General features: G+C 67.4%; 26 protein-coding genes. 2 read left to right on the forward strand and 24 right to left on the reverse strand.

Features of this window, described 5'->3' with window-relative positions; genetic code table 11:
- Positions 1-2: 2 nt before the first annotated feature.
- From WFK36_RS11415 to WFK36_RS11425, 3 genes are all read right to left on the reverse strand, one after another.
- Positions 3-1,142 (reverse strand): acyl-CoA dehydrogenase family protein, encoded by a 1,140-nt coding sequence (locus tag WFK36_RS11415; RefSeq protein ID WP_040519946.1) that lies wholly within the window; start codon positions 1,140-1,142, stop codon positions 3-5.
- A gap of 142 nt (positions 1,143-1,284) precedes the next feature.
- Positions 1,285-2,511: a L,D-transpeptidase gene (locus WFK36_RS11420; protein ID WP_419717483.1), complete on the reverse strand. Its 1,227-nt coding sequence runs from the start codon at positions 2,509-2,511 to the stop codon at positions 1,285-1,287.
- Between the two features lie 302 nt (positions 2,512-2,813).
- Positions 2,814-3,602 (reverse strand): esterase/lipase family protein, encoded by a 789-nt coding sequence (locus WFK36_RS11425; RefSeq protein WP_336791752.1) that lies wholly within the window; start codon positions 3,600-3,602, stop codon positions 2,814-2,816.
- Positions 3,603-3,894: 292 nt separating this feature from the next.
- Here WFK36_RS11425 and WFK36_RS11430 point away from each other — a divergent pair, with 292 nt between their 5' ends.
- On the forward strand, positions 3,895-4,305 hold the full coding sequence (locus tag WFK36_RS11430) for a hypothetical protein (protein WP_336791753.1): 411 nt from the start codon (positions 3,895-3,897) through the stop codon (positions 4,303-4,305).
- A gap of 157 nt (positions 4,306-4,462) precedes the next feature.
- A complete protein-coding gene (locus WFK36_RS11435) occupies positions 4,463-5,320 on the forward strand; it encodes a tyrosine-type recombinase/integrase (RefSeq protein WP_336791755.1) in 858 nt (285 codons plus the stop codon).
- Here the strand turns inward: WFK36_RS11435 and WFK36_RS11440 are convergent.
- The 21 genes from WFK36_RS11440 to WFK36_RS11540 form a co-directional block, all read right to left on the reverse strand.
- Positions 5,317-5,754, reverse strand: coding sequence for a hypothetical protein (locus WFK36_RS11440; protein WP_336791756.1), 438 nt, complete (start codon positions 5,752-5,754; stop codon positions 5,317-5,319). The genes WFK36_RS11435 and WFK36_RS11440 overlap by 4 nt on opposite strands.
- A gap of 8 nt (positions 5,755-5,762) precedes the next feature.
- Complete coding sequence (locus tag WFK36_RS11445; protein ID WP_336791757.1) at positions 5,763-7,481, reverse strand: hypothetical protein; 1,719 nt, start codon at positions 7,479-7,481, stop codon at positions 5,763-5,765.
- A complete protein-coding gene (locus tag WFK36_RS11450; protein ID WP_336791758.1) occupies positions 7,478-10,138 on the reverse strand; it encodes a hypothetical protein in 2,661 nt (886 codons plus the stop codon). Before WFK36_RS11450 ends, WFK36_RS11445 begins: the two co-directional genes overlap by 4 nt.
- 1 nt (position 10,139) lies before the next feature.
- The gene (locus WFK36_RS11455; protein WP_336791759.1) at positions 10,140-11,186 is read right to left on the reverse strand and encodes a hypothetical protein; all 1,047 of its coding nucleotides are present in this window, start codon (positions 11,184-11,186) and stop codon (positions 10,140-10,142) included.
- Positions 11,187-11,198: 12 nt separating this feature from the next.
- Positions 11,199-11,510 carry a hypothetical protein gene (locus WFK36_RS11460; RefSeq protein WP_336791760.1) on the reverse strand — a complete coding sequence of 104 codons (312 nt, stop codon included), beginning with the start codon at positions 11,508-11,510 and terminating at the stop codon, positions 11,199-11,201.
- Positions 11,510-11,701, reverse strand: coding sequence for a hypothetical protein (locus tag WFK36_RS11465; protein WP_336791761.1), 192 nt, complete (start codon positions 11,699-11,701; stop codon positions 11,510-11,512). The genes WFK36_RS11460 and WFK36_RS11465 overlap by 1 nt, the downstream gene beginning before the upstream one ends.
- Positions 11,698-12,798 (reverse strand): LGFP repeat-containing protein, encoded by a 1,101-nt coding sequence (locus WFK36_RS11470; RefSeq protein ID WP_336791762.1) that lies wholly within the window; start codon positions 12,796-12,798, stop codon positions 11,698-11,700. The genes WFK36_RS11465 and WFK36_RS11470 overlap by 4 nt, the downstream gene beginning before the upstream one ends.
- A gap of 72 nt (positions 12,799-12,870) precedes the next feature.
- A complete protein-coding gene (locus tag WFK36_RS11475; protein ID WP_336791763.1) occupies positions 12,871-13,245 on the reverse strand; it encodes a phage gene 29 protein family protein in 375 nt (124 codons plus the stop codon).
- Position 13,246: 1 nt separating this feature from the next.
- A complete protein-coding gene (locus tag WFK36_RS11480; RefSeq protein WP_336791764.1) occupies positions 13,247-14,917 on the reverse strand; it encodes a Gp37-like protein in 1,671 nt (556 codons plus the stop codon).
- Complete coding sequence (locus WFK36_RS11485) at positions 14,908-15,738, reverse strand: hypothetical protein (RefSeq protein ID WP_336791765.1); 831 nt, start codon at positions 15,736-15,738, stop codon at positions 14,908-14,910. The genes WFK36_RS11480 and WFK36_RS11485 overlap by 10 nt, the downstream gene beginning before the upstream one ends.
- 14 nt (positions 15,739-15,752) lie before the next feature.
- Positions 15,753-21,152: a phage tail tape measure protein gene (locus WFK36_RS11490; protein ID WP_336791766.1), complete on the reverse strand. Its 5,400-nt coding sequence runs from the start codon at positions 21,150-21,152 to the stop codon at positions 15,753-15,755.
- A gap of 23 nt (positions 21,153-21,175) precedes the next feature.
- Entirely contained in the window at positions 21,176-21,532 is a 357-nt protein-coding gene (locus tag WFK36_RS11495; RefSeq protein ID WP_336791768.1) for a hypothetical protein, read from the reverse strand.
- Between the two features lie 80 nt (positions 21,533-21,612).
- Positions 21,613-22,047 carry a hypothetical protein gene (locus tag WFK36_RS11500; RefSeq protein ID WP_336791769.1) on the reverse strand — a complete coding sequence of 145 codons (435 nt, stop codon included), beginning with the start codon at positions 22,045-22,047 and terminating at the stop codon, positions 21,613-21,615.
- A 15-nt stretch (positions 22,048-22,062) separates the two neighbouring features.
- Positions 22,063-22,644, reverse strand: a complete 582-nt coding sequence (locus tag WFK36_RS11505) for a hypothetical protein (RefSeq protein WP_336791771.1) — start codon at positions 22,642-22,644, stop codon at positions 22,063-22,065.
- A 183-nt stretch (positions 22,645-22,827) separates the two neighbouring features.
- Positions 22,828-23,310 carry a hypothetical protein gene (locus tag WFK36_RS11510; protein ID WP_336791772.1) on the reverse strand — a complete coding sequence of 161 codons (483 nt, stop codon included), beginning with the start codon at positions 23,308-23,310 and terminating at the stop codon, positions 22,828-22,830.
- Entirely contained in the window at positions 23,307-23,621 is a 315-nt protein-coding gene (locus WFK36_RS11515) for an HK97 gp10 family phage protein (RefSeq protein ID WP_336791773.1), read from the reverse strand. The genes WFK36_RS11510 and WFK36_RS11515 overlap by 4 nt, the downstream gene beginning before the upstream one ends.
- 7 nt (positions 23,622-23,628) lie before the next feature.
- Positions 23,629-23,964 carry a hypothetical protein gene (locus tag WFK36_RS11520; RefSeq protein WP_336791774.1) on the reverse strand — a complete coding sequence of 112 codons (336 nt, stop codon included), beginning with the start codon at positions 23,962-23,964 and terminating at the stop codon, positions 23,629-23,631.
- Positions 23,965-23,966: 2 nt separating this feature from the next.
- A complete protein-coding gene (locus WFK36_RS11525; RefSeq protein WP_336791775.1) occupies positions 23,967-24,341 on the reverse strand; it encodes a hypothetical protein in 375 nt (124 codons plus the stop codon).
- Positions 24,342-24,343: 2 nt separating this feature from the next.
- Positions 24,344-24,739: a hypothetical protein gene (locus WFK36_RS11530; RefSeq protein WP_336791776.1), complete on the reverse strand. Its 396-nt coding sequence runs from the start codon at positions 24,737-24,739 to the stop codon at positions 24,344-24,346.
- Complete coding sequence (locus WFK36_RS11535) at positions 24,739-24,999, reverse strand: hypothetical protein (RefSeq protein WP_336791777.1); 261 nt, start codon at positions 24,997-24,999, stop codon at positions 24,739-24,741. The genes WFK36_RS11530 and WFK36_RS11535 overlap by 1 nt, the downstream gene beginning before the upstream one ends.
- 18 nt (positions 25,000-25,017) lie before the next feature.
- Complete coding sequence (locus WFK36_RS11540) at positions 25,018-25,962, reverse strand: major capsid protein (protein ID WP_336791778.1); 945 nt, start codon at positions 25,960-25,962, stop codon at positions 25,018-25,020.
- Positions 25,963-25,996: the final 34 nt, after the last annotated feature.

The following is a 25,996-nucleotide window of genomic DNA, read 5'->3' on the forward strand; positions in this document are numbered from 1 at the left end:
GCTCACAGCGAACGAGAAATGATCTCCTTCATGATCTCGTTGGTGCCGCCGTAGATCATCTGGACACGGTTGTCGGCCCACATGCGAGCGATCGGGTACTCATTCATGTAGCCGTAGCCGCCGAAGAGCTGCAGGCAGGTGTCGGCGACCTGCATGGCGCGGTCGGTGGTCCACCACTTCGCCATGGCCACCGTCGGGATGTCGAGCTCGCCGCGCAGGTGCTTCTCCATGCAGTCGTCGAGGAACACGCGGGCCACGTGAGCTTCGGTGGCGACCTCGGCAAGCTTGAACTTGGTGTTCTGGAATCCGAACACCGGGCGACCGAACGCGGTGCGTTCCTTGGTGTAGGCGACGGTCTTCTCCAGCGCGACCTCCATGCCCGCCACCGAAGCGACGGCGATGATGAGGCGTTCCTGCGGAAGCTGCGTCATGAGCTGGATGAAGCCGAGGCCCTCCTGCTCGCCGAGCAGGTTCGACTGCGGGACGCGGACGCCGGAGAAACTCAGCTCCGCGGTGTCCTGACCGCGCATGCCGACCTTGTCCAGGATTCGGCCTCGGCTGAAGCCTTCGCGGTCGGTCTCGACCAGGACGAGCGAGATGCCCTTCGCACCCTCGTTGGAATCGGTCTTGACCACGACGATCACCAGATCGGCCTGACCACCGTTGGTGATGAAGGTCTTGGAGCCGTCGATGACGTAGTCGTCACCGTCTTTGACTGCCTTGGTCTTGATGTTCTGCAGGTCCGAACCTGTACCGGGCTCGGTCATCGCGATCGCGCCGACGACCTCTCCCGACGCCATCTTCGGAAGCCACGTCTTCTTCTGCTCTTCGGAGCCGTACGCCAGGATGTAGTGAGCGACGATCCCGTTGTGCAGGCTCTGGCCCCACGCGGAGTCGACGACACGCGCCTGCTCCTCGATCAGGACGGCCTCGTGAGCGAAGGTGCCGCCACCGCCGCCGTACTCCTCGGGAATCGACATGCCGAGAAGACCGACCTCGCCTGCCTTGGTCCACAGGTCACGATCGACGTGATGCTGCTCGATGTAGCGCTCGGTGTTGGGCGCGATCTCCTTCTCGCAGAAGGCGCGGGCCATCTCACGCAGTGCGGACAGATCCTCGGTTTCCCAGCTGGGACGAGCCATGGTGTTCATACCAATCTTCGGTGACTTTTTTCGATCGCCGCGATCTTAACACTGACCAATGACAAGGTCCGGTGGGGATGACCCCACCGGACCTTGACCAGTTCGGAAACTCTTCGCTCCGAGGCGACTCGTTACTTCGCGATCAGCCCTTCGCGTTGCCCTTCTTCCACGTCGACCACGGGATGTTCCAGTCGCCGAGGCCGTCGGTGCCCGGCAGCGGGTCGCCGATCGTGTTCTTGATCGTCACCGGGTCGCCGCGCAGCGTGTTGCGCACCGTCCACAACGCGTCGTCCGGGCTGAGGTTGAGGCAGCCGTGACTGGTGTTCGTGTTGCCCTGCGCCCACACCGACCAGGGTGCCGAGTGCAGGTAGATGCCGCTGTAGGACATCTGAGTGGCGTAGTCGACCGGCGTGCGGTAGCCGTCAGCCGAGTTGGTGGGGACGCCGTAGGTGGACGAGTCCATGATGATGTGGTCGACGCGGTCACCGATCATGTAGATGCCGTTGTTCGTGGGCGCGGATTCCTTGCCCATCGACGTCGGCATGGTCCGGATGACCTTGCCGTTCTTCTTGACGACGACCATCTTGTCGTTGTCGTCGACGAACATCTCGAGGTCGCGGCCGACCTTGAAGCTCGACGAGGCGTTCTCCTGGCCGAAGGTGCCGTTGCCGAGGTCGATGCCGAAGATGTTGACCTTGACGTTCACCTTGGTGCCCGAGGCCCAGTAGTTCTCGGGACGCCAGCGGACTTCCTGATCACTGATCCAGTAGAAAGCACCCTCGACGGCCGGAGTGGACGTGATCTTGATGGCGTCCTGCGCGGCCTTGCGGTTGCCGATCGCCTCGTCGAAGCGGACCGAGACGGTCTGCGCGACGCCGACGGTCTCGCCGTCCGGCGGGCCGATGTAGGCAGCGGTCTGGTTCTCGGGCGAACGGGTCCGGAACTTGGTGGTCTGCACGGTCTTGCCGCCGACGCCGGTGGCCGTCGCGTTGACCGTGTAGGTCCGGTCGTAGCCGAAGGGCTCGGCGCTTGTCCAGGTGGTGCCGTCGTCGCTCAACTCACCCTTGATGAGGCCACCGTCGGACTTCTTGATGCGCACATCGGAGATGGCGCCCTCGGTGGCCTTGACGACGACCGGACGGCCCGGCTGAACGCCGAGTTCGTTCTTCGTCAGCGGCTTGCCGTCCTCGTCGGTGATCGAGACGGCAGGCTTGATCATGTCGCCGAACTCGCCGTTCGCGTGCACTTCCGTGTCGTAGCCGCTGACGCCGCTGCACGCCGAGAGGAATGCGGTGGCCGCGACCATCAAAGCGACTGCAGAGGTCGCTTTGACGCGAGGTCGACGGAGGCCGCTCCGAGTGATGCCCATCTTGCTCCCAAAACTGTGTGACCCGTAAACGGACCGGTATTCCGTTTTCTCGATTGTACGAGACGCCGAACACGTTTCACGTATCCGACATTGACCGTCATCCCCACCACACAACCGGCCATCGCCCACCCCTACGCCTCCCAACGGCGTAGCGGCAGGTCAATGGCGATTCAGCCTGCGAGGATTCGCGTTCGAGAGTACCGACACCCTCCGACAAGCACCACCGAGGACGCACAGGATCACAGTCGGAGCATTCAGCCGAACGACGCGTCCACCTAGAGTCGTAGTCGAGGTTTGGACGTCTACTTGGCCCGCGGAGCGGCGACATCCGGGTAACCGCCGGGGAACTCCGACGACTTGTAGGTGATCACCCCGTCCTTCTCCTCGACGAATTCACCGTCGCAACGCCCCGACAGCGCTGTCACGATCGCGGCCTGTCCTGCCGGATCGATCGTCTCCACCATGTGCTCGACACCGACGTCCGGCAGCGGCGAGTAGCCCCGCACCGGGGTCACACGGCACTGTCCACCGTCGAGGTGGCCGCTCGCCCATTCCCGCTCGCTGCGGATGCCGAAGTATGCGGTGCCCCCAGGGGTGTCGTCCCCCGCGTTGACCTGGGTGATGTAGTCGGTGCCCGGGCAGACCAGTCGCGCCTGCCCCCGCTGCGAGCAGCCGCCCATCGAGCCGTACTGCGGCGCTCCGACCGCGATGTACGCGGCGACCTTCGACGCGCCCCCGAGTTCCTTCAGATACCAGCGGGCCGTCAGTCCGCCGATGCTGTGTCCGACGAGCGCGATCTTCGCACTCGGTCGATCGGCACGGATCCGGTCGACCGCAGCCCCGATCTTCGCCGGATCCTCGCGCAGTTCCGTGCCCGCGAGCTCGAGGACATGCGTCCGGTATCCCTTGTCGCGCAGAGTCGCGGCGAGCGGCTGATATGGCGTGCCGCCGAAGGTCTGGCCCGGAACGATCACGACATCGGTGATACCCGCGTCGCGCGTCGGCTTCTCCGCGGACACCGCTCCGGTTCCGACCATCGACGCGGCGAGGACGGCAGCGGCACCGAGGACGGCAGCTCTCCTGATCATCATGGTGAATTAGGTTAGCGTCACCTAGCTTCGAATGGACGAGGCTGAGGCGGACGCCACACGACGCGGATGAGGACCGGCTCTCGCCGGCAACGAAAAAGACCCCCTCCGACTGGAGGGGGTCTTTTTCCTATGTGCGCCATCAGGGACTCGAACCCCGAACCCGCTGGTTAACGCAAAGCGGCACGTCGACTGACCAGGCCGAAGGCGACGGGACTCGAACCCCGAACCCGGTCGTCGTGCCTTTCCCCGCACCGCGACACGCACCGGCACCGATCCCCGAGGCGGTTCCGGCATGAGCGAGAAGACGACGTTCGTCCGGCGCGAGGACGACATCCCTGAGCGCGACGTTCAGATCCGCGCGACGGGGTACTACGACTGCCACGGTCTCCCCGACGTCGAGCTGTACCCCGGTGGCGGCCAGGTCGGAGCCGTCTCGTCCTACTGCGGATCACGCGAGGGCGAGTTCTGTCTCCACGTCTGGGACCCGACGGACTCGTGGGACGCCGCTCGCGTCGAGGTCTACGACGACAGCGGCCGTTACCCGTACGACGACACACCCCGGCCGATAGTGCTCCTCGCCGCGAGTCCGCAGGGCGTGCCGCCCGAGTGCATCGACGGCCTGACAGCCGCACTCGCGGCCGCACGCGCCCACATCGAGGCCACCTGGCCGACACACGTGGCCGCACACAACCGACCCGAGTAGGTCAGGACGCGCGCGAAGGTTCGCTTTGTGCCGTCGAATACGTGCCGCCCGTCGGCGCGTTCACCCGCGACACCCCGATGGCGATTGGGACTAAAGTCCCTTCCGCGCGATTTCGTCGTGTCTGTCTGGACAGTCGTCCGATTGGATTCACTCCACCATGAACGAACTTCCCCCCACCTTCACTATCGTCGTCGACACCGCGGCAGCCCCGGCGTGGATCGACGCGCGCGACGAGTTCTGCCGGTGGCTCGCGGCCGGCGACAAACTCCACGGGACACGACGCCTTCGCCGGTACCACCTCGAGCGACTGGAACGGCACACGCCCGGGATCGGCCCGTGGGACGTCACCGAATCCGACCTCGTGTCTTTCCTCGGACAGACGGGCTGGTCGACGGAGACCCGGCGCTCATACCTGACTACGTGCCGGACGTTCTACGCATGGGCTGCGGCTGTCGGCCGCTGCCCGGAGAACCCCGCCGCCGCGCTCGCCTCGATCCGAGCGCGACGAGGAATCCCACGTCCGACGCCGGAGGCCGTGCTTCGTCAATCCCTAGAGCAGGCGACGCCGCGCGTGCGGCTGATGGTCAGCCTCGCCGCCTACGAAGGTCTGCGCCGCGGCGAGATCTCGCGTGTCCGTGGCGCCGATGTTCTCCAGGCCTACGACGGGACGTACGAACTGATCGTCGCGGGCAAGGGCGGCGTGATGCGCTCAGTCCCGCTGGTCGACGAGATCGCCGACCGGATTCTCATGCACGGAGAGGGCTGGACTTTCCCCGGCCAGATCGAGGGACACCTCAGCCCCGAGTACGTCGGCAAGCTTGTGTCGCGGGCGCTGCCCGGCGATTGGACTGCGCACACCTTGAGACACCGTTTCGCCACGGCGACGTACGCCGTCGAGCGTGACATCCGCGCCGTTCAGGATCTCCTCGGCCACGCCGATGTCCGAACGACACAGATCTACACGGCCGTGCCGTCCGGCGCGAAGAGGCGCGCGGTGCTCGGGGCCGCAGCCTAGACCGGCGCGACTTCGAGGAACGTCGTCGTCGCCTTGATCGTGCGCTCCTGAAAACTGGACAGGGTGATGCTGTATGCCTCGAGGTGGACCAGCGCGCCCGCGGTCAGATTGACCGTCGCCGACAAACTCACCGGCGTCGAGCTGCTTGTCGTGGGCTGCTCGGCCGCCGCGACCTGAACACCATCGACCATCAACCGGCACGACAGGCGGCCCGGGTTACCGTCGGACACCTCGACTGTCGCCCGCACTGTCGCGCCGACCATCGCCCCGGCGACGACCAGCTTGTTGCTGCTGATCGTTGCCGGGGCGGCCGCGTCGGAGGACCACGACGGGACGAGCTGCATGCCGCCGGCACCAGCGGAGCGGGTCGCGAAGTTCCCACTCTTGACCATCCGTTGACGTGCGAGGCCGGCTCCGCCGGGCGGTGCGCTCACGATCTGCATCAGGCCACCCGCGCCTTGATGTCGGCGACCAGGCCTTTGCCCGGGGTGCCGCCGACACCGGTTACCTGCACCGCGAGGATGTCGCCAGCAGCGAGCGACACGGACAGCCCCGATACGGTTGCGCCGGCAACTTGGTTGGCGGCGGCGATCGTCTGCGACGTCACCGGGATCGCCGTCCCGTTCTTCCGCAGTTCGACGACCAGGTTCCCCGACGCGTCGGCGGTCAGACAGCGGACGGTTACCGACTCGATGACGACTGCCCGCTGCATCTTCACGCCGAAGGGGTTATCCCCGCTTCCGTTGGACCGGACGGTGTCCTTGCCGACCACGATCATGCTGATGTCGGCGGGGACAACGCCGGCGGCGAGCTTGTCGGCGGTGACTGCTCCCATCGCGATCTTCGGCGCGGTCACTCCGGAGTCCGCGAGGCCCATCTCGCCAGTCCCGACGTCGAACTCCAGCCCGCCAGTGGCACCCTTGAACATCGGCCACAGGCGGTCGTCGGCACCGATGTCGGCGATGGTCTCGCCGTTCGACCGGATCATGTACATGATCCGATGCTTCGACGGATCGGGGTCTACGTCGAAGAGCACGAACCACATTCCCGGCGGAACGATTGCCTCTTCGTCTGCCATCACGGCCGAGGCTGAGAGCACGCCGAACACGCCGCCTGCGGGGTCGACCTTGGACCACGTCACCGATCCGTCGGCAGGAGTGCGGGGCCCAGCCAACCTTGGGTCGTCGCCCTCGCATACCGATCCGGCGACGTTGCCGAACGCGACCTCGAGGACCCGGTCTGTGGTGAGGTCGCCGCCGCCGGTGAGCCCGGTGCCTGCGTCGACCTTCCGTGCGGTCGGGACCTTGCTGTTCAGGCCGGGGACGGCCGGGGCATCCCACGTTCCGCCGAGGTCCCCCGTGAGTTTGATGCCGCCTTTGATCGACGACGTGGCGTTCGGGACGCCGTCAGTCACGACACTCGCGGCGTCCTCGGCTGACTGTGCCGCCGCGTCGGCTGACGCCTGTGCTTGTGACCGAGCTGTCTCGGCGCCGGACTGCGCGGCCGAGGCTGACGTCGATGCCGACTGTGCCGTCGTGGCGTGGCCTTGCGCGGCGGTCTTGGCTGCGTCGGCAGCCGACGCCGATCCGGAGGCGGCGGTCGCCGCGGTCTGGGCGGCAGTCTTGGCCGCAGTCGCGGCGGCCGACGAGGCGGATGCGTCGGCTTCTGCGGTGTCGGCGCCAGTGGCGGCGGCGGCGGCGTCTGTCGCTGACGACTGGGCGGCGTCGCGTGCGGTGATTGCGGCGTCGCGTGCGCCGGTCGCTGCGGTTCGCGCGGTCTCGGCTGCGGTCTGTGCGGTCGACGCGGACTCGGCGGCCTGGACCGCGACGCCGCGTGCGCTGTCTGCGGCCGTCGCCGACCCGGCGGCCGCGGTCGCCGATGTCTGCGCGGCTGACTTCGCCGACTCGGCGGCTGTCTTGGCGGTGGTCGCGCCGTCGCGGGCGGCCACCGCATCCGTGGCTGATCCGGCGGCTGCGACCTTCGCTGCCTCTGCTGCGGCTGCTGCGGCCGCGGCGGCCGACAGTGACGGCACCGCCGCACGGACAGGCGGCAACGCTGGGCCACCTTCTTGCGACCGGGCGATCACGAGGTCGGAGCCGTCGACGGAGATCGAGTCGATGGATGCGCCGCGCGGGCCGCGGGCGAAGTACGGAGTGGTCATGGTGTTTCCTCCACGTCGTAGGCGTGCCACCCGTCGAGTGCGGCACCGCTGTTGAAGACCGAATGGTCGATGAACATCCCGCAGAATCTCTGCCCTTGGCCGTGCTTGATGACGTTGCCGGAGTCGATCCATGCGAGCACCTGCGTGCCGTCGCGGAACCCTCGGAATGAGTTGTCGGCAGGGTCGTAGACCAGACGCCAGCGCGCCGCACCACCGCCGGATGCCGAGGCCCGAGTCGTTGCACCGGCACCCGAGATCGAATCGGCCGTGACGATGGATGCGGTCGTGTCGGTAACGACCAGCGCGGCAAGGTTCCCTTGCTGCGACGACGCACAGATCACGATGCCCGACGGAGGTGAGTCCGACCCGGTGACGGTCACCTCGCACGCGATGTGGTCCGTGGCCAATGCTGCGGTGTACATCCCCCACGACCGCTGCGACAGGAGCTGCGCGGACGGGTTGACAACCTGGTTCGACTCGATGGCCAGCTTCGCACCACCGGACGACCCGACACCCAGAAGCCAGCTCTGGCCGAGGGCACCGCGATTGAACGTGTCGAACAGCGACCTCCGGTCGGCCGCGCCGATGTCGCGTCCGAGCTCGACGTACACCGTCTTCGCTGTGTACCCACTGTCGGCGACGAGGGTGGGGATCGTGCTCCCCGAATCGGAGGTGTCGGCCACTGCGACGTCGAGGCCGATGCGGCGGGGCCGGAACCCCGTCGCGATCGCCGGGGTGGTCATCTGCACGCCCATCATCTGCACGTTGCCGTCGGCCGCGAACGCGACGAGGATCGTGTCGCCCGGCTCTGCGAGGATCGGCGGGAACTTCGCTTGGATCCACGACGAGGAGGTCGTCAGATCGGCGGCCATGTTGGCCGTGTCACCGACCTTCACGAAGCTCCCGTTCGGCGACATCTTGAACACGTAGCCGAACAGGTTCGACACCGTACCGACGCGTCGGGCAAGGAACGCGATCTGGTCCCGGGCACCTGCCTCGCCGACACGGACACACGCGCCGAGAATCCGAGTCCCCGACAGCTGATGTTCCATGATTCCGCTCGACCCGGTCGTCGCATCCGTGCGGACGCCGAACCCTGTGAACACCTCGTACGAGTGAGTGTGCGGCGGCGCCTGCGACAACAGAGCCAGAGGGAACGACACGTCAGCCGTCGGATCCAGCCCCGCCCACAGAGGCTTCGTTGAGGTGACCGAAAAGACCTCCTGCACAGCGGTCACCTGGATCTGGACCGCGCCGATCTGCGCCTCGGTCGTGTCGACCACTGTCTTCATTCCGGCGAGTTCTTCGATCACCTCGGCGATCGTTCCGCCGACCACCGGGATACCACGGATGCCGCGCAAGATCGCATTAAGCAGGTTCTGGACGAAGGCGTTCGCGTTCGCGAGCGCACCCTGCAGCCCGGACACGAGAGCCTGCGGGATCGCCCCAATCACCTGCGACGGATCGTGCAGCAGCCGGTCGATCAGATCGTCGAGGCCGGCGGCGTTGTCCTGGCCGAGACCAAGCATGTCGCCGATCTCGTCACCGAGATCAAGGATGCGGTCAATCAGGGTGCCGATCGGCGGGACGCCGAGCGACCCGAGCATGTGGTCGACGAGCGACTCGAGATTGTCGACCAGCCCTGCCAGGTCCGGCACCAGCCCAGTGATCCAGTCCTGCGGCAGCGTCGTCGACGGCCGCGACAGACCGACGTCGTCGACGAGCATCCGCCCCGCCGTCAGTGCCGGTGTGCCGGTGACCCCGAGGCTCACGCGCGTCGCGCCAGCGGGGATCTCCCACGCGCCAGTCGCCTTCACCCATGCGCCCGTCAGCGGCGCCGACGTGACGAGCTTCGACTCGACCTTCACGCCACTGTCGTCGAACGCGTGCAGCCGCAGTTCGAACGGGGATCCGACCGACGTCGCGCCGTCGCCGCGCACCCACGCCGACGCGGTCACGGTCTGCCCGGCGGCAACAGCGGACGGCTGCCACACCATCTCCCGCGCCACCGACGGAGCATCGAGAGCAGCACACGCGCCAGCCCGACCGGCGCCAGCCGCGTAGTACCACGTCCCCTCCGTCCCGGTGCCCGGCGGCAGGGCGTCGAGGTCGCCGCCGTCGAGCATGTTCACCGACTGATCGGTCAGCTTGCCGATCGAGATCAGCGGGAGCAATGCTTGCTTGATCAGGCCGCCGCCGTCGAAGATGATCCGGATCGGTTCGGTGACGTCCTGGATCGCGGTCAGGATCGGGTCGTCGCCGACGTACTCCCCCGACAGCGCGTCGAGAAGGGCCCCGAGATCCGCGCCGATCCCGAGGACGAAGTCCTCGAAGTCGCCGAGCCAGTCCGCGGTAACCTCGCTGATCCACGTGATCAGAGGTGCCGGGCTCCCCGTCTTCAACGACTCCAGTATCGCGTTGACGAACGACTTCAACGGCGCCATCAGCTCGTCGGCGATCTGCGCGGCACCGGGCTTGGTCGTCAGCCCGTCCGGGCCGGTGAGGATGTCGAGGATCGCCGGGTCGATCGGCAGGCCGGCAGTGCGCGACGGGATCTTGGAAGTGTCGAGCGGCGACACGGGGTCGTCGAACAGCTCCGCGTCGAGTCCCGACGGATCCGGAGCGACATCGTCGTACCAGTCCTCAATCGCTCCCATGTCAGGCTTCCGGGACGATGAGCACTCGCAGCTGGGCGTCGGTCTTCGCGAACGTCCAACCGCCCGACCCGGCGACGCGCGTGGCGACCACGACGAGGTTGCGTGCAGCGTGGGCCGGGATCAGCCCCGTCGCTCCTCCGGGTGCCGCTGCTGCCGACGGTGCGCCGGCCGAGCTGTGGTGCGGGCCGATCGCAGCTGCTCCGGATGAGATCGGGATCGACTTCGCGACGAGCTGTCCGGCGGTCGGGTCGTCGATCCGGACCATGATCGATGTCTCGGCGGTGGAGCCGGACTGTAGGCCGACCTTCGCGTGACCAGTGACGTCGACCTGGAACGGGTACGGCAGTACTGGCAGCGGCATAGTCGCCACCGTCTGGGATGCTGCGGTGCCGGCGTACGCGGTGAACGCCGACTCGGGCAGCGTGTAGCGAGTCGGCCTCGGGAGCGCAGTCTCCGCAGTGGCCGGCACGAACTTCGCTGTGTCCGCATCCCACACGGGCACGGCGCCATCAGGGCGAGCAACCGACGCGTCGAAGAGCGACCACGCGCCGCCAGGCCCGGGCGGCCCCGGCGTGCCGGGGATCTTGAAGTGCAGGTTCGGCGCGGCGGCCGGGCCCGAGATCTCGACCTCGAACGGATCGGCCTCCGCCACCAGCTCACCGGTCGCGGTGACGTCAGGCGCCGGGCCCGGCAGTCCGGGCCCGAACGCATCGACAAAGTACCGCCACTCCGTCCCCGTCCAGTACGCGATGTCGCCGGTACCGGCCCCATCGGAGATCACCCACGCCTTCCCCTTGTCCCCGGCGGCCAGCGTCGGCAGTTCACCGGCCGACGCGAGTGTGGGGAACTGCCACAGGAACGGCGCGGCCGCGGTTCCCGGCGGCCCCGGCTCGCCCTGGAGTACGGGGATCGCAAGGTCAGCGTCGTCGCCGGTGATCGAGAGCTGTGCCTGCTGGAGCGGCGGCTCACCGGGCGGGGTTGCCAGGCCCCACACCTTCGCGCGCAGTAGCACGTCGGCCAGGTGCGTGCCGAGATTCGGGACTGCCATGATGATGCCTCCTCAGACTTCGTCGACTAGTTCGGGCGGCAGCGCGGGCGCCGGGGTCTCGGGTGCGTGCTGGACTTGCCAGGCCACCCAGTCCCGGATGTGCCGGACCGCCACCCGCAGTAGGTGTTCGACGGCGCTCTTCGACTCGACCGACGCGGCGAGGTCGGCCCGGGTCTCGGCGAGCAGCCGCTCGAGTTCGGCAATCCGCGCCTCGACCTGCTTCTGCTGGAGCGCGAACCGGCCGAGGACGACGCTGCCGATCAAGGGCAGTCCGAGGTAGAGCGCGAGGCCGATCAGGTCGACGGCGTCTTCGACGACGGGCATCAGCGATCACCGTCCGGCGGCACGTTGCGGTCGGCGAGGACGTTGCCAGCGCCGCCGAGGATGATGGCAGCCAGCCCTACCCACTGGGCGGCTTCGGCCTGCGACATCCGGCCGTAGACGACGGCGACCGCCGCGATCGCCACCAGGAGGCGGTAGATGAACCGGCGACGCGCCGGAGTCAGGGTGATCATGCGGCCATCACCACCTTCACGGCTGCGACCTTCACGGCGCCGGACGGATCCCACAGGAGTGAGCCGTGTTCGAAGTCCTGCCGGCGGCCGCCGTTACCATCGCTGTACTCGTTGCTGATCGGCCAGCCCAACGGGCCCTCCTCGTACCCTTCTCGTGCCCAGCGAGTGCCGATGATGCCGTGCACGTAGAACCCGATGTCCGAGCCGTGGCGGCGGTAGATCACGCCACGCTCGAAGGCCTGCACCAGGCCGCCGTCGAGTTCAGTGCGCTCGACCGTCGGGTAGCCGAGTGCTCCGCCCTCGAATCCGTGGGTCTTCCAGACGTCGAAGATCTCGTCGGGCATCGCGACGGCACCGGTGGTCGGTGACCAGTAGACGTAGCCGTTCTCGAACTTCGCCCATCGGCCGCGGCCGTCCGGCGTGACGACCTCGCCGATCGCGTTCTCGCGGCCGGTCTTGACCCGCGCACCGAGAACGAACAGATCGTCGCTGGCCTTGGCGGCGCGCTCGTTGATCCGGTTCACCGGGGCGGGCAGCGGCTTGGGTGACGTCATGCCGAGGTACATGCGGATGTCTGCCTCGAGGAGGTCGAACGGGTAGTGCGGGCCCAGGTCGGTGTGCGTGCCGATGCCGAGAACGCGGGTGACGAAGTAGTGGTCGGCGACGCACGCGATGTCGCCCTTCGGGTACGGCCGGGCCTGCACGATCGCCTTGAGGTACGGGTACTTCGCAAGGTTCTCGACGATCTTCCAGGCCGAGATCCGGATCCCGTTGCGCATGTTGCGGATCCACTCTTCACGAGTCCAGCTCGCGCGCGATCCGGCGTAGCAGAAGTTGTACGCGCGAGGGTTCGCGTTGAGCACTGACCACGACGCGTCGTCGGTGTCGACGATCGCGATGCACGTGAAGTTGTCGATGATGTCGTGGTAGCTGGCGTTGTTCGCAGGGTTGCGGCAGTACGCGGCCAACGAGTACGCGTCGCCCGGTCCTTCCTGTGTGTGGCCGAGCGCGTAGCAAACGCGGGCACCGAAGCGCGGTGAGAACGACCCGCCGAAGTTGACGATGTCCTTGAACGTGGGGCGTACTGCGGTGGTCATGGGCTTCTCCTTGCGGGCGTGACAGGACGGCCCGCCGCCAAGTCGGCGACGGGCCAAGAGATCGGGGCAGTGCTAGTCGGTGGGGTGGTCTGCGGCGTCGAACGCAGCGAGCTGCGCGCGCAGGTGCTCGCGTTCGTGTGCGGTCATCAGGGCCGGGTCTGGGGTGCCGAGCTCGACGGGATCCTCGACGTCTACGGGCACCCACAGTCCGCAGTTCCCGGGCATGTGTTGGCCGCGGGGCGGCGGCCAGTACTTGATCTGCTGCGGTGCCGTCTTGCGGAGGCCGACGGCCTCGCAGTGGATCGCGAGACGGTTGCGCTGGGCGGCGTCGAGGTAGATCGCCTGCCCGTCGGGCAGGAGCGGAACGTCGCGGAAGAAGTCCGCGAACCGGTGCGGCTCTGTCGAGCGTCCGGGGTCGGCGCGCCAGACGCCTTCGAGGTGGTCCATGTCAGTGCTCCAGGAAGATCTTGCGGGCGACGTCGCGGATATGGCTCGCCTGCGCCCACAGTTCGGCGATCGGGTCGGGGTCCGCCTCGCCGTCACCGACAGTGAGTGCGAACCGGAGTTCTTCGTCGCGGTCGAGACGGTGCTTGACGTCGGTGATGCGGTCGACGTAGATCGATCCGTCCGGCATCTCGAAGCAGCACGCCGAACCCTTCCGGATGTCGCGGCCGATCCGGTACGGGAACCCGTCGATGACCTCGACCGTCTGGAGGAGACGCGGCTTGGTGTCGTAGTAGCCCTTCCGGAGCGCGACGGCCGTCGCCATACCGAACCCCGTCGAGCCCTCCGAGCACCACACGTGCCGGATCGCAAACCGGCCGGCGCGCCTCGCCTGCCGGCGGTTCTCGACCTTCGCGAACGCCAGCAGCGTGTTGTCGAACTCGCCCTGGTACAGGTTGCCCAGGCCGGGGATCGCCATCGCCCACCCGAGGTAGTCCAACGCCGTCGTGATCGCCAGCGTGATCGCCGAGTTCACCCATTCCGGCGACCGGCCACCGGTCCAGTAGACGGTGCCGCGGCTCTTCTTCCGGGAGATCCGCGACGTCGTGATCCCCGTGATCCCCGAGTACTCCCCTTGCCGGTACACCGGCCACGGTTTCGCCGGCGCCAACCCGAGCTTGTCGCCGAGCGGATGCTGCGACGGCAGCGCCTTCGTCGCCGACGGGTCGAGGATCGGGTGCACGATCTCGGTGATCAGATCGTCGCCGAGCTGCACGAGCAGATGGATCCACCCATCGAGCGCCGTCCCGGTGATGCCGGGGACGAGCTCCTCGTGAACGATGTCGAGGATGACGACCGGACGCGTCAGCGTCACGTGCTTCGGGAACGGCTGCGGATCACCGGGCCGCCAGAGCTTCGCCGTCGGAAAGCAGTCCGCGTCGCGAAGCTGGTCGATCATCGCCGGCAGCGCCATGTCGAAACGGAACGCAGCAAGCACCGGCTTGGTCGCGTCGCGCAGCGGCGACACCGGAGACACCATCAACGGCCACCGGCGCGGGTCGACCGCGTCCCGGTAACTCGCGGGCGAGGTCCAGTCATCGACGAACCGCCACAGTGGCGAGTACGTGACGACGAGGGACAAGAAGATCGCCTGGAGGAACGCGGACCGAATGTTGCCGAGCGCGACGTAGTAGTGGATCGGCTGCACCGCCGGCGGCAGAGCCGGGCACGCCATCAGGATCGCGGTGTCCCACCAGATCAGCGACGACACCCACGTCACCTCGATGACCTTGCTTCCGTCCTCGGCGTCGACCATGTCCACGTCGATCGCCTTGAACAGGACGCGGCTATCGAACCCGACCTGCGGGTCGTCCGGGTCGACGAGCTCGACCGTGAGGTGCAGATCCTCGTCGGGCCGGATCAGGTCCCAGCAGTAGTGCCCCTCCGGCGAGTCATAGACGAACTGCGTCTTGCCGCCGCCCACGCTGTACGCGGGGTCCTCCCCCTCATGGAAGATCACCGACCGCACCTCGAGCGGATACTCGAGGTTGCCGTCCCATAGTTGGATCAGCGACGACGAGAAATGCGCGTGCCGATCGGCGCGGTCCTGCTCGTCGAGCCGGTGGAAGATGCCGTCAAGATCGTCATCGTTCGCCCCGTACATCGTCAGCCCCACGGGTGTTCGTAGCGCTGCTCGACGCGCAGCTGAACCTTGGCCGCCGACAGCGGCCCCTCGCACTCGACGCCGAACGCGTGCGCGCCGGGCTCGCTGATCGGCGTGGTGAATCCACGCTGCAGCCGGCGCCACTTGTCACGGTCCGCCGTCGACGACAACTGCGTGGCGAGCGGGTGCGAGTCGACCTTCCACTCCTCGTCAGCAGCCATGCGCGGCAGCGGATTCCACTGCCCGCCCGGAGCTTGCAGATTCCAGTTTCCGCCGCGGCCGGCCCACTTCACGAACGTCGGCCGGTCACCGCGGTTCGCGACGCGCAGGTTCCCTCGGCGCGCGGCCGTATTGTTCGACCACGACGCCGTCAGATCCTTCGTCCGCCAGTCCGGGTCGTGGGCGACCAACCGCCAGTCCCACAGCTGCGAGAGCGACCACGTCGGGTCCTCTTCGATCTCCGTCTCGTGTTTTCCCGACCGGCGGACCTTGATCCACCGCGGCCCCCACGGGAGCGTCTGCACAACGAGCAGCGAATCGTGATCGAACGACAGCAGCCGGTGGATGCGCCTGTTCCACCACTGCCACTCGAGGGAATCCTTGCCCTGGATGATCGTCATGAAGTCGATCTCGAGCTCTTCGATGCGGACCGCGACAGGGATCGACCCGGGCAGCCGGGCGGTCTTGATCGACACCAACGACCGCTCGGCCTCCCAGATCCCCTCGACGCCCTCGAGGAGCCGCGCCCCGTGGTCGCCCTGCCGAGGGCCCGACAACTCGACGAAGTCCCCGCTGCCTCGCCAGTCGTAGATCCGGACGACCGTGTCGTCCACCAATCCCCGTGCCCTCACCACCGGACCCCCTTCGCTCCAGCCCGACGGACACCGGCACCAGCGGTGTCGATGCGGTCGTGGCGCCGCGCCTCACGGAAGTACTTCGGAGCCTGCTCGGCCGGACCGGAGTAGTTGTAGTTCTTCGTCACCGGACCGCCGACCGCCGCAGGCCGGTCCATCAGCGCTGCCTGCCCGCCACGAGCACGCGCCGCGGTGCCACCGTCGGCATGCATGTTCACCAGCTGGAACCCGCGGCGCCGAGCCCACTCCGCGCCGATCTCGATGTGCTGCGGATCGTCGGTGTCCGGGATGAAGAACTCATCGGTGAGCTGCCGGTCGCCGAGCAGCCGGAACTTTCCGGGCCCGACGATCGCGGCCGACTTGCTGTCCATCGGCGAGATCCCACCACCCCAGTAGCCCTGCGTCGTCGGCCACGGGATGCCCTGCGGGTAGCGCTTGTTCGCGTAGTTCAGGGAGGCAACACCGTTGGCGAGGACGTTGAACGGATCGTTCGGCAGCTTCGGGTCGCGGTTCGCGGCGAACGTCGGCGGCTTGACCTGCATCCACCCCATCGGCTTGCCGTCCGACGAGTCCGGACCGACCGCGCGCGGGTCACCCTTCGACTCGATGTCGCCCTGCCCGATCATCGCCGACGCCAACGACGCCGCCGAGTTCGTGATCTTAAGGGCGGCCGCGATCTCCTTCGACCACTGCGCCGCGCCAGCACCCGGCCGATACGGAGCTGAGTTGACCGCGAGGTACGGGTCGGAGTCAGCGGAGCCCGTCGTCGGACCGGTCGGAGTCGACGGGGCCGACGGGTCGGTCGTCGACGTCGTCCCGTTCTTCTTCCCCCGCAGCGCGATCTTCGCGTCCAGTCCCGCCTTGTCGTGGTCCTGTTTGAGGTCGAGCAGCTTCCGGTCACGAGCCGCACCGGGCGGCATGCTGTTCTTGATCGCGAGCCGATCGTTCTCGTACTTCTGATCGCGCTTGAGCTTCGCGATGTCGTACGCGTTCTGGTCGGCCTCGCTGACCCCCGACGTCGTCGGCGCCTCGCCCTGCTCATTGCGGAACCGTTTGGTGTTCTCGCCGATCTGCCACGCACGCCCCGCCACGAACTTGTCCGGGTCAGCGATCACGCTGTCCTCAAGGCCGAACGTTTCGAGGAGCCCGCGGACGCCGATCCTCGCAGCCTCGGCCGCGACATCCTCAGCCTTCGGGGCCTTCGGTGCCTCGATGTACTGCCGCTGCGGCGTCGAATCCGACGACGTCGAATCCGTCGTCGTGGTCGACGACTTGTCGTCAGGCGCCGGTTCGGTGGTGATCGGCGGATTGATCAGGTTCTCCGGCAGGTGGAAGCGGTGCGTGAACTGCGGATCGAAAGCGCCCGCGGCACCACGCCCCCACCGCACCTGCGACGGCGAGCTGTTGCCGCCGGACTCGGTGTTGACCGGGCCTTGCTCGGTGCGCACGGTCGCGGCCATGTGCTCCATCGACGTGCCCACCGTGAGCGCATCGGACGGCGACGCGCCGGAGACCAACCCCGCTGTCTGGCCACCGATCAAGCTGTACGTGGTGAACAGCCGCTGGAGCTCCTTGCCCTGCGCAGCCGACACCATCCACGACACCCACATCGAGCAGTCGCGGGCGCCGGTGATGTACGGGAGCCCGTCATTCTGCTTGCCGACCTGCTCCGCGCGCACCAGTCCGCCGAGATAGAGGCCTTGCCGCTGCTGCGCGGCCGCGGTCCCACCGTCGCCGGTCAGCCCGGCACGGAACGCGAGCATCGCGTCGTGTCCGCCGAGCGCGTCGACCTGCTCCGGCGACGCATAGTGCTCACCGTTGGAGAGCGCGACTGGAACCATGGGGCCTGCGCCGGCCGATGCGACGGAGGACGTCGACATGGCGGCCATCTTGCGGTTGATCGCGCCGTGACCTCCCGCGGCTCGAACCTCCGCGGCTGTGAAGATGTGCGAGCCCTCGCGGACCGACGTCCGGATCGAGTCCGATGTCCCTGACCCTGGTCCCCGGATCGCTCCATCGTCAGCAACTCCACCACCGGTGGCGAACCGGCGTCCCGGGGTATTGAGGAATGGCACGCCCTCGACAGGCTGGGGCGCGGTGCCGGGGCCCTGCGTGACCATCTGGTGAATCTGCTGAGTGACGGTGACGGTGACTTGCTTGGAGTTGATCTTCGCGAGTCCGTCGACGAGATCGTTGATCCGGGCGGCCGCCTGGTCCGTCGTGGCGGTGACCTTGACGTCCTTCGACCCTGGGATTCGTTCGATCACCAGGCCCTTGATCATCTCGAGCTTTTCGCGTGCATCGTCAGACAGCGCGGTGATCTTTACCGGGGTGTTCTTCGGGACCATCTCTAGCTTGGCCCGAACCAGTGCCAGTTCGGCGGTCACTTCGCCGTCTCCGGCCAGGAGTAGGTCGATCGTGGTCTCGGGTGGGAGTAGTCCCATCGCGGCGGCGACCTCGGCGACGTCAACGCCGGCGCGCTTGGCGCCCTCGGACTGGTGCATGAACGAGTCGTAGATCTCGCGGGCCGCTGTCGTGGCGGCGGTGGCCGCTTCTTCCGAGCTCTTTCCCTGGTTCTGGGCCATCTCGAGGGCTGATGCCGCAGCGGTGTGCATCGAGTCGCGGACGTCGCGGACCGTTGACGCAAGCTCTGCCGTTGCTTCTGTCTTCGTGGAGATCCGGCCGTCGTCGCCGACGACCTTGTTGTAGCTTCCGGCCTCACCGGCGGCTGCGTTCCACGCATCGGCGACCTTGCGATTCGACTCGGCGGCCGCGCCCATCGCCTCATCGAAGGTGTCGGCATCGCCAGTGAGGATGTCGAGTGCCTTCTTTAGCGCTCCCGCTTTGTCCGCGGCCGTCGACGTATTCGAGGCGAGCACGTCCATCTGTTCGGCGAGTGCCTTCGCCTGCGGGTTCGTCGCGGCCAGCGCCTCGGCCTGGCCACGCTGAATGCCCGTGGCCTCTTCGACGCGGTCTGATGCCGCCGCGGTGTTGACTCCGAGGTGTGCTGCCGCGCTTCCCGCGCCACTCAGCTGTCCCCGCATGTCGTCGAGGCTGAGGTTGAGGTTGTCGAGTCCTGGGGTCACGGCACCGATCGCGTCTTTGTCTCCGCGAAGTGCTCTGCCGAGAGTGCCCGCACTGATCCCCTGCTCCCGGAGTAGGTGCGCGTTGTCCTTCCAGACCGACGATGACGCGAGGGAGGTTTCGATCAGATCGTCTAGATCCGAGTTCAGGCTGCGGATCGCAGTACGCTGCCCGCTCGCGGCGTCCACGACGAGTCGCGAGGAGATCCCGAGATCCCGCGCGTACTTGAACGTGTCGTTGTCGTCTCCGAGCCCAGCCCCGCCCGACAGGTCCTTCGTCAGCTGTTCTTTGCCGGCGGCGGTGAGTGCACCCGTCTCGAGGTTGATCTGACCGACGAGGTTCTTCACTGCGGCCGCATGCTCGGCCGCGGCCTGCGCCGCTTCCTGCTGCCGCTTCTTGTGTGCGCTCAACGCCCAGGTGGCGGCCATGATTGTCGCGGTGATGCCGAATCCCACGGGCCCGCCGAACGCTCCAACGATCGAACTGCCGGCCATCTTCAATGCTGTACCGCTGGCGGCGACTGTCCCCGCCGTCCGCGCGAACGTCGACGCTCCCGCGGACGCGGTGGTGAACGCGGTCCCGATCCGCTGGAGCGCTGCCGAGCGCTCACCCATCGTCCGCATGGTCGCCGATAGCGCCGAGATCGGAGTGCCTGCCGCGGCAGCACCCGCGCGGATCTGCCCGACCTGGTTCGTGAACCCGCGCATCGCGGAGACTGCATGTCCGGTCGAAGTCTGGTACGCCGCCATGATCGACGCAGACCTGCTGAGCTGCTGACCCGACATACCGGCGAGCGCCGTCTGGGTCCGCATCGCCCCGTTGAAGCTCCCGATCTCACGGCCCATCCGCTGGAGTCGGGTCATCTGTCCGCGTTCGAGTCCCGCACCGGCCTGAATGTGGCTGTTGAGCTTGGACCGAGCGAAGCCCATCGATGCCATCGCCAGAGCGGCTGTCTGGACTGGGGCGGGAAGTGCGGCGAACGCGCTCGCCGCACCCTGCACGACACCGACGACGGGAGCCAGTCCGGCGACCGCAACCTGCCCAGTTGCTTTCGCCGCATCGGCGGCCATGTCGAGACCACCACCGGGCCCTGCGAACTTCTGTGCAGCCTCGGTGCCCGCCGCCCCGAGCTCCTTGACGTTCTCAATGATCGGCCGGAGACCATCGACAGCGCGCGGTATGCCGCCACCCTTGATCAGCTCGGCGATACCGGAAAGCTTGTCGGCCCCATACTCAGCGAGATCGGTGAGCGGCCCCCGCAACAAGTCGTAGAGAGCGAGCTTGGCCTCGTCAGCAGCATTGCTGAGGGCGGCGACGGCGCCCGGCAACCCTTTGCTCATCTCCTCGCCGAGCTTCGCCGCGCCGCCAGCCTTACCGACAGCGTCGGCCATCTCCCGGAACGACGCGGAACCGTCCTTCGCCGCGATTCCAGCGAGGCGCATCGCGTCGCTGCCGAACAGGACGTTCGTCGCCTGGTTGAACTGTTCCTCGGTGAGCCTCGACGACGCGGCTTTGAGCTCGTCCATGATCGGGCCCAGTCCGCGGAACTTGCCCTGGGCGTCGTACACCTTGATCCCGAGCGTCTCCATCGCCGCCGATGCAGGCTCGGCGGTGTCCTGGAGCGCGAGCAGTGTCGACTTGAGCAAGGTGCCCGCGTCGCTGCCAGTGATGCCGTTGTTGGCGAGGACGCCGAGGGCCCCGGCGGTCTGCTCGATCGTCATGCCGAACTGCGCAGCAACGCTGCCGGACTGCTGGAGGCCTTCGGCGATGTCCGTGATCTCGCCAGCGGCCCGGTTCGCGGTGTTGGCGAGCACGTCCGCGACGTGCCCCGCCTTGCTGGCGTCGAGACTGAATGTGTTGAGCGCCTGGCCCTGGATCTCGGCAGCTTGACCAGCGTCGATCTGCGCAGCCGCGGCGAGCGTCAATGACCCACGTGCGGCCTCCATCGCCTGCTGGACAGTGAGACCGCCCTTGCCGAGCTCCAGCATCGCGGTGGCGGCGTCTCGTGCCGATGTCGCCGGGATCGACGCGTCGTTGCCCAGCTGCCGCGCCGTCTCTGAGAGCTTCCGCATCTCGGCGTCCGTGGCCCCCGAGGTGCCGCGGATCTGGTTCATGACCTGGTCGTAGTCCATACCCGCGGCGGCGACGCTCTTGAGGCCGGCGACAATCGCGGCACCACCGAACGCGACCCCGAGAACGCCGGCGGCCTTGCTCGCCATCGACGTCGCCCTGGTCAGGGTGCCGTCGAGACGGCGCGCGAGGTCGCGATCGTTGAGCACAACGTCGATGTCGATCCGGCCACCGGCCATCTACTGTGCTCCTTCGTTCACGATTAGACGGACCCGCTGATGTGGGCCCACAGTTCCCGAGCAGTCCACTGCCGGTGCGCACTCTCGTCTGGCTGCTCCGCACGAGAGCGGAGCTCTTCGTACCTGCGCACGGCGGCCTCGTGTGCGGCCCGTGGCCTGCGCGCAACGGGCTGGATCAGAGGCATCGGGGGCGGCTTCTCACGCGATGCAGCAGCCCTCTTCGCCTCGGCTGCATCCGTGGTCCACTTCACGTACTCCGCACTAAGCCAGTACGTCTGAAGGTCGACGAGTGTCGCGACGTTCTCGTCCGTGTGCGACCACGATGACGGTAGATCGGTGAGCATCGCGAGCGCGTCCTGCCACGGCCACGTCGCAAGCACGGTCCGCAGGTCCGTGCTGTAGACGACACGGAACCTCGCGATCAGGGAGCCCCAACCGCTCTCGTACTTCTGGAGAGCGATCAGAGCGCGAGAGGGTTTCCCCGCTCGTCCACCAGGCCCGCCTGGAGGTAGATGTACATCCACAGCCGACGTGCAACATGTACGTCGAGCGCCTCGACCTTGGCACGCAGTGCGGCGATCTTGTCGTGGTCGGCTTCATCGATCACGATCTCAAGCAGTCGCGACGACGCACTGTCGATCTCCTCGACGGAAAGCTTCGCTGAGTCGCGGTGCTGGAGGCGGGTCCACTCCCACACGACCTCCGCCGAGAAGTGCCGTCGGATCGAGAAGTCGATCCCCTGGAATGTCGCAGGGAGCGGTTCGAGAGACGGCGCTCCGACTTCGAGTCCAGCCATGATGTCGATCCTCGGGACGGCGACGGCTTGCGCCGTCCCGAGGACCGGGGCGGCCGCGACCTCAGCCGCCCCGGACTTGTTCTTCTTGGTGCTCGGCATAGTGATCGTCTCCTGCTACGGGATGAGCGGGTTGAAGTTGGAGATGGGTCGGAGCGGTGCGAGAGACAGGATCTCCAGCTCGAAGCCGTCGAGCTCCTCTCCGGTGAAGGCGCGCGGCGGAGGCGTCGCGAGTGTCGCCTTCGGCGTGTAGAAGCCGGTCCGGTCCGCGCTGGCGTTCGACGGATCCGCGAGGATCCACAGGAGCGCGAACTCCTCGGCGCTGCCCTCGATCCACTCGAAGACGTCGCTGCCGGGCGACGTCTCGACGATCGACCCGCCGAGCAGTGCCGTCAGCACCGCTGCCTTCGAGTAGTCGGTCGCACGGAACTTGGTGGTGTCTTCGCGGGGTCCGCGGCTGATCGCGTAGGAGCTCTCGCGCTTGTTGAAGATCTTGTGCTTCTTGACGTCCTGCTGCGGATCGAGCTGGAACCCTGCCTGGATGCCGCCGAACGGATCCCACGTGACGCCGGGGCTGGTGCCGGTGACCAGCGGCGGTGCTGCCCACGGGTCGGCCGGCAGCGCGGTACCGACGGGCGCGCGGAATGCGTCGCCGTCCTGCCACACGTAGGCCTTGCTGTTGTCGGGGGTGGTGCTCATCGGAGCCTCCTCTACTGGTGCCCACGTCGTGAGCGATCACTGCGGAAAATTGGGGAGGCCCGACCCCTGGCGTGCCGAGCAGGCACCAGGGGCCGGGCCATGTCCTGCACGCTGCGCCACACCGACTCGACGGAATACGAACCCGTCAGCAGAAGGGCTGCCCGGCGCGCGAGCAGGAGTTCTTTATGCGGGCGCTGAGCCCGCCTTCATCACGACTTCGATCACCGATCGGTAGAGCGGGTTGTCGTCGCCGCGGTCCTTGTCGACCATCGTCGTCGGCCCGGCGTCCCACTCGGCCTTCCACGTGACTCCGCGGAAGACGAACGCGTTGGATCCTCTGCCCATGCCACGTGTTGCATCGAAGATCCGCGCGGCCTCGTCGGCGATGTCCCACGACAGCTCTTCCGGGTCGGTGAGGATCGGCTCGTCCCGGTCGACCAGGATCTCCGCCTTCGGTACCCACACGGACACGAACAGTCGGATCTTCGACAGCTCGGCGTTCTGTTTGCGGTTGACGCCGGTGACGATGGTGATGCACGGCCCGGTGACCGGGTTCGGGACCTCACGGGTTGTGATCGAGTCCGGCCCGTCGAAGTGGCGGAGAAAGTCGGCGTTGCTGCGCAGCAGCTCACGAGCTGCGCCGGGAGCGAACGGTGTCCGCCTCATGGCCGCCGCCCGTGGTAGGTGCCGTACGCGCTCGCGGCGTTGATCAGCGTCGCGTGCGCTGGCGTGTCGCTGGTCCCGTACTCCTTGTGGATCGCGAGGTCGTCCTCGTCGACCAGCTTCACGTCGGTTCCGGAGACGGTGACGCCGACACCGTCGCGGTACTTGCCGGTGAGGACCGGCGCAGCTGCGCGAGCGTCGTCGGCCATCATGTGCGCGACTCGTGCGCGCTGCTCGACCGTAGTCCGGTTGGCTTGAGCGATCGCCTGATCGGCGATGACTCTGGCCCGCGCAGACACACGGACGCCGGCCACTGGTCGACTACTTTCGGCCCGACCGCGTCGGCTTCGCGGTCTCCGGCGTCTCCACCGGAGCTGCTGCCGCGGCAGCCTCGGCAGCGGACGCCGCTCCCGCAGCAGCGGGCGCCGGCGCCTCGGCGGCGTTGCCGGGCTCAGCGGTCTCCGCGGCCTTGGCGTCCGCCTCAGCCTTGGCTTTGGCCGCCGCCTCGGCCTTGGCCTTCTTGGCTTCCTTCTGCTGATGGAGCCGGTAGCCCTCGCCGTAGCGGGAGCCTGTGTGCTGGCGGCCGTCTTCGTCGAGCCACTGGACCAAGTCCGACTCGACCTCGTCGTTCTGGTCGGCGGTGGTGTTATCAGCCATGATCACTTCTCCTTGATGTCTGTGGCCCGCCGGATGACGAGCGCGATGTAGCGGGTCGGCGCGCCGAATCGGCGGCGACGACGGGGGTTCGGTTCGAGGACGATCGACCACACCGTCCCGTCAGGTGCGATCGCCTGGTGCTCGTTCGTGATGCCGCCGACCTTCCGGTCCGCCCCCGGATGGAGCAGCAAGATCCGCTCATCGGAGACGACGTCGTTGCGGATCGACTTCTGTTCGTTGGCCGGGAACCGCTGCTCGAGCGAGGCTCGGACCGGCACAGCGTCGGGACGCTGCCCCGGCCGCCGGTTTCCCGTCGACGGGTCTACGGTCCACGAGCGAGGCGGGCGGATCCCCCACTCTTCCGGAAAGGCAAGCATGGTCAGCCTGAGAGCGAAACGCTGTACATGCCGGGCGCAGGCGGTGCGAGGGCCCGCATCTGCGCGGGTGTCATCTCGATCGACATGCGATTGGCGGCGGCCACGTGCTGAGTCCCGATCTCCGGGTACGTCTCGCCGGTCGACCGGAACCCGATTTCGAGCGTTTCGAGCGCGGCCACGACCATGTCGACGGCGATGCCGCGAACCCGGTCGAGGTCGAGCGATCCGGCGGCGATGCGCCGATCGACAGCCACGACGTGTGCGCGGATCTCAGCGGCCGCGCGGGTGCAGAGCACGTCCAGCTGGACGCGCTCTGCGGTGTCAGCGGCCGGGAGCTCGCCGGCCGTCGCATCGACGACGTCCTGCGCGGTGACGAGCTCCGCGACCGGGGCGGACATCAGGCGTCGCGCACCCCGACGACCGACTGGTCGCCGGTGTCGATGTTGCGTTCGATCGTGGCGATCTTGCCGTCGGGCCGGACGGCGTCGAACGTCTCCATCCGATGCTTCGGCTTGGCGGTGGCCTTCTTCGCGGCCGTCGCCTTCTTCGCGGGCGTCGGCTTCGCCGGAGGCTGGACGTCGGCCGTATCGGCAGGCGGCACCACGGCCGAGTCCTCGTCCTGTGTATCGGTGGACTGGCCGGTGTTCTCGTCGGTCATCTGTCGGTTCCTCTCGGATTAGGCGGCGATGACGCCGCGGAGACGTGCTGCGGCCTTGCCGCCGAACAGTGCGAGACCGCAGTAGAACTCGATGCGGGTACGCAGTGCGGGCTTCTCCTGAAGCTGGCCGAGATCGTCGACCATGATCCCGCCGTTGGTCAGTCCGGTCACGGCCTGATCACCGTCGGTACCGCCGAACCGGACCGCGTAGATCGAGGACGTCACGCTAGAGGAGCCGACGGTCTCGGACTGCGGCAGGATCTGGGAGCCTGCGAGGTTGTCGCCGATGTCGAGGAACGGGATCCCGTTCCACTGCGCGACACGCTTGCCGGTCTCGTCCTCCTTGACGAACTCGGTGCCACCGATGCGGCGGCCGGCCGAGATGAGCTTGGACCGCACCTGCCGGTTGCAGTAGAACGCATCCGCACCGGGGCACGCGGCGACGAGCTCGTCGAGCTTGTCGAAGAACGCGTGCGTATCGGTGGTGCCGTTGCCCAGGACGGGCGCACCGTTGGTGCCGGCGTCGATGACCTGGTTGCCGACGACGCGCTTCTTGAGTCCGTCGAAACCCTTTGTGTCGACCGCGACGTCGCCATTGATGAAGTGGTCCTGGAACTTGTAGCTCATGGCCTTGACCTTGAGCTTGTCCTGCTCGGCGCGCTGGTTGAACACGTTCGATCGGGTCTGCTGGATGAACCGATCGACATCCGAATCGCCACCGAGGATAACGAGCTTCTCGGTGAGCTGGTTGAACGTACCGGTCGACTCGGTGTACGGCTCGTTGACGCCGCGGAATGCGACACCGGGCAGGGTTTCCTCCGAGTTGTACGCGTAGGCGTTGCCCTCGATCGGCATGAGCGGGAGTCGATCGAGGATCGGCGACTCCTGGACGAAGATCTCGTGAATCCCCCGGGCGAGCTGATCCTGCGAGAGGGTAGCGGCCTGGGCCAGAGTGAGTGCCATGTGGCGTTCCTTCCTGTGATCCCGATGGCGGCCG

The organism is Gordonia malaquae (assembly GCF_037148075.1).
Classification (GTDB): Bacteria; Actinomycetota; Actinomycetes; order Mycobacteriales; family Mycobacteriaceae; genus Gordonia; species Gordonia malaquae.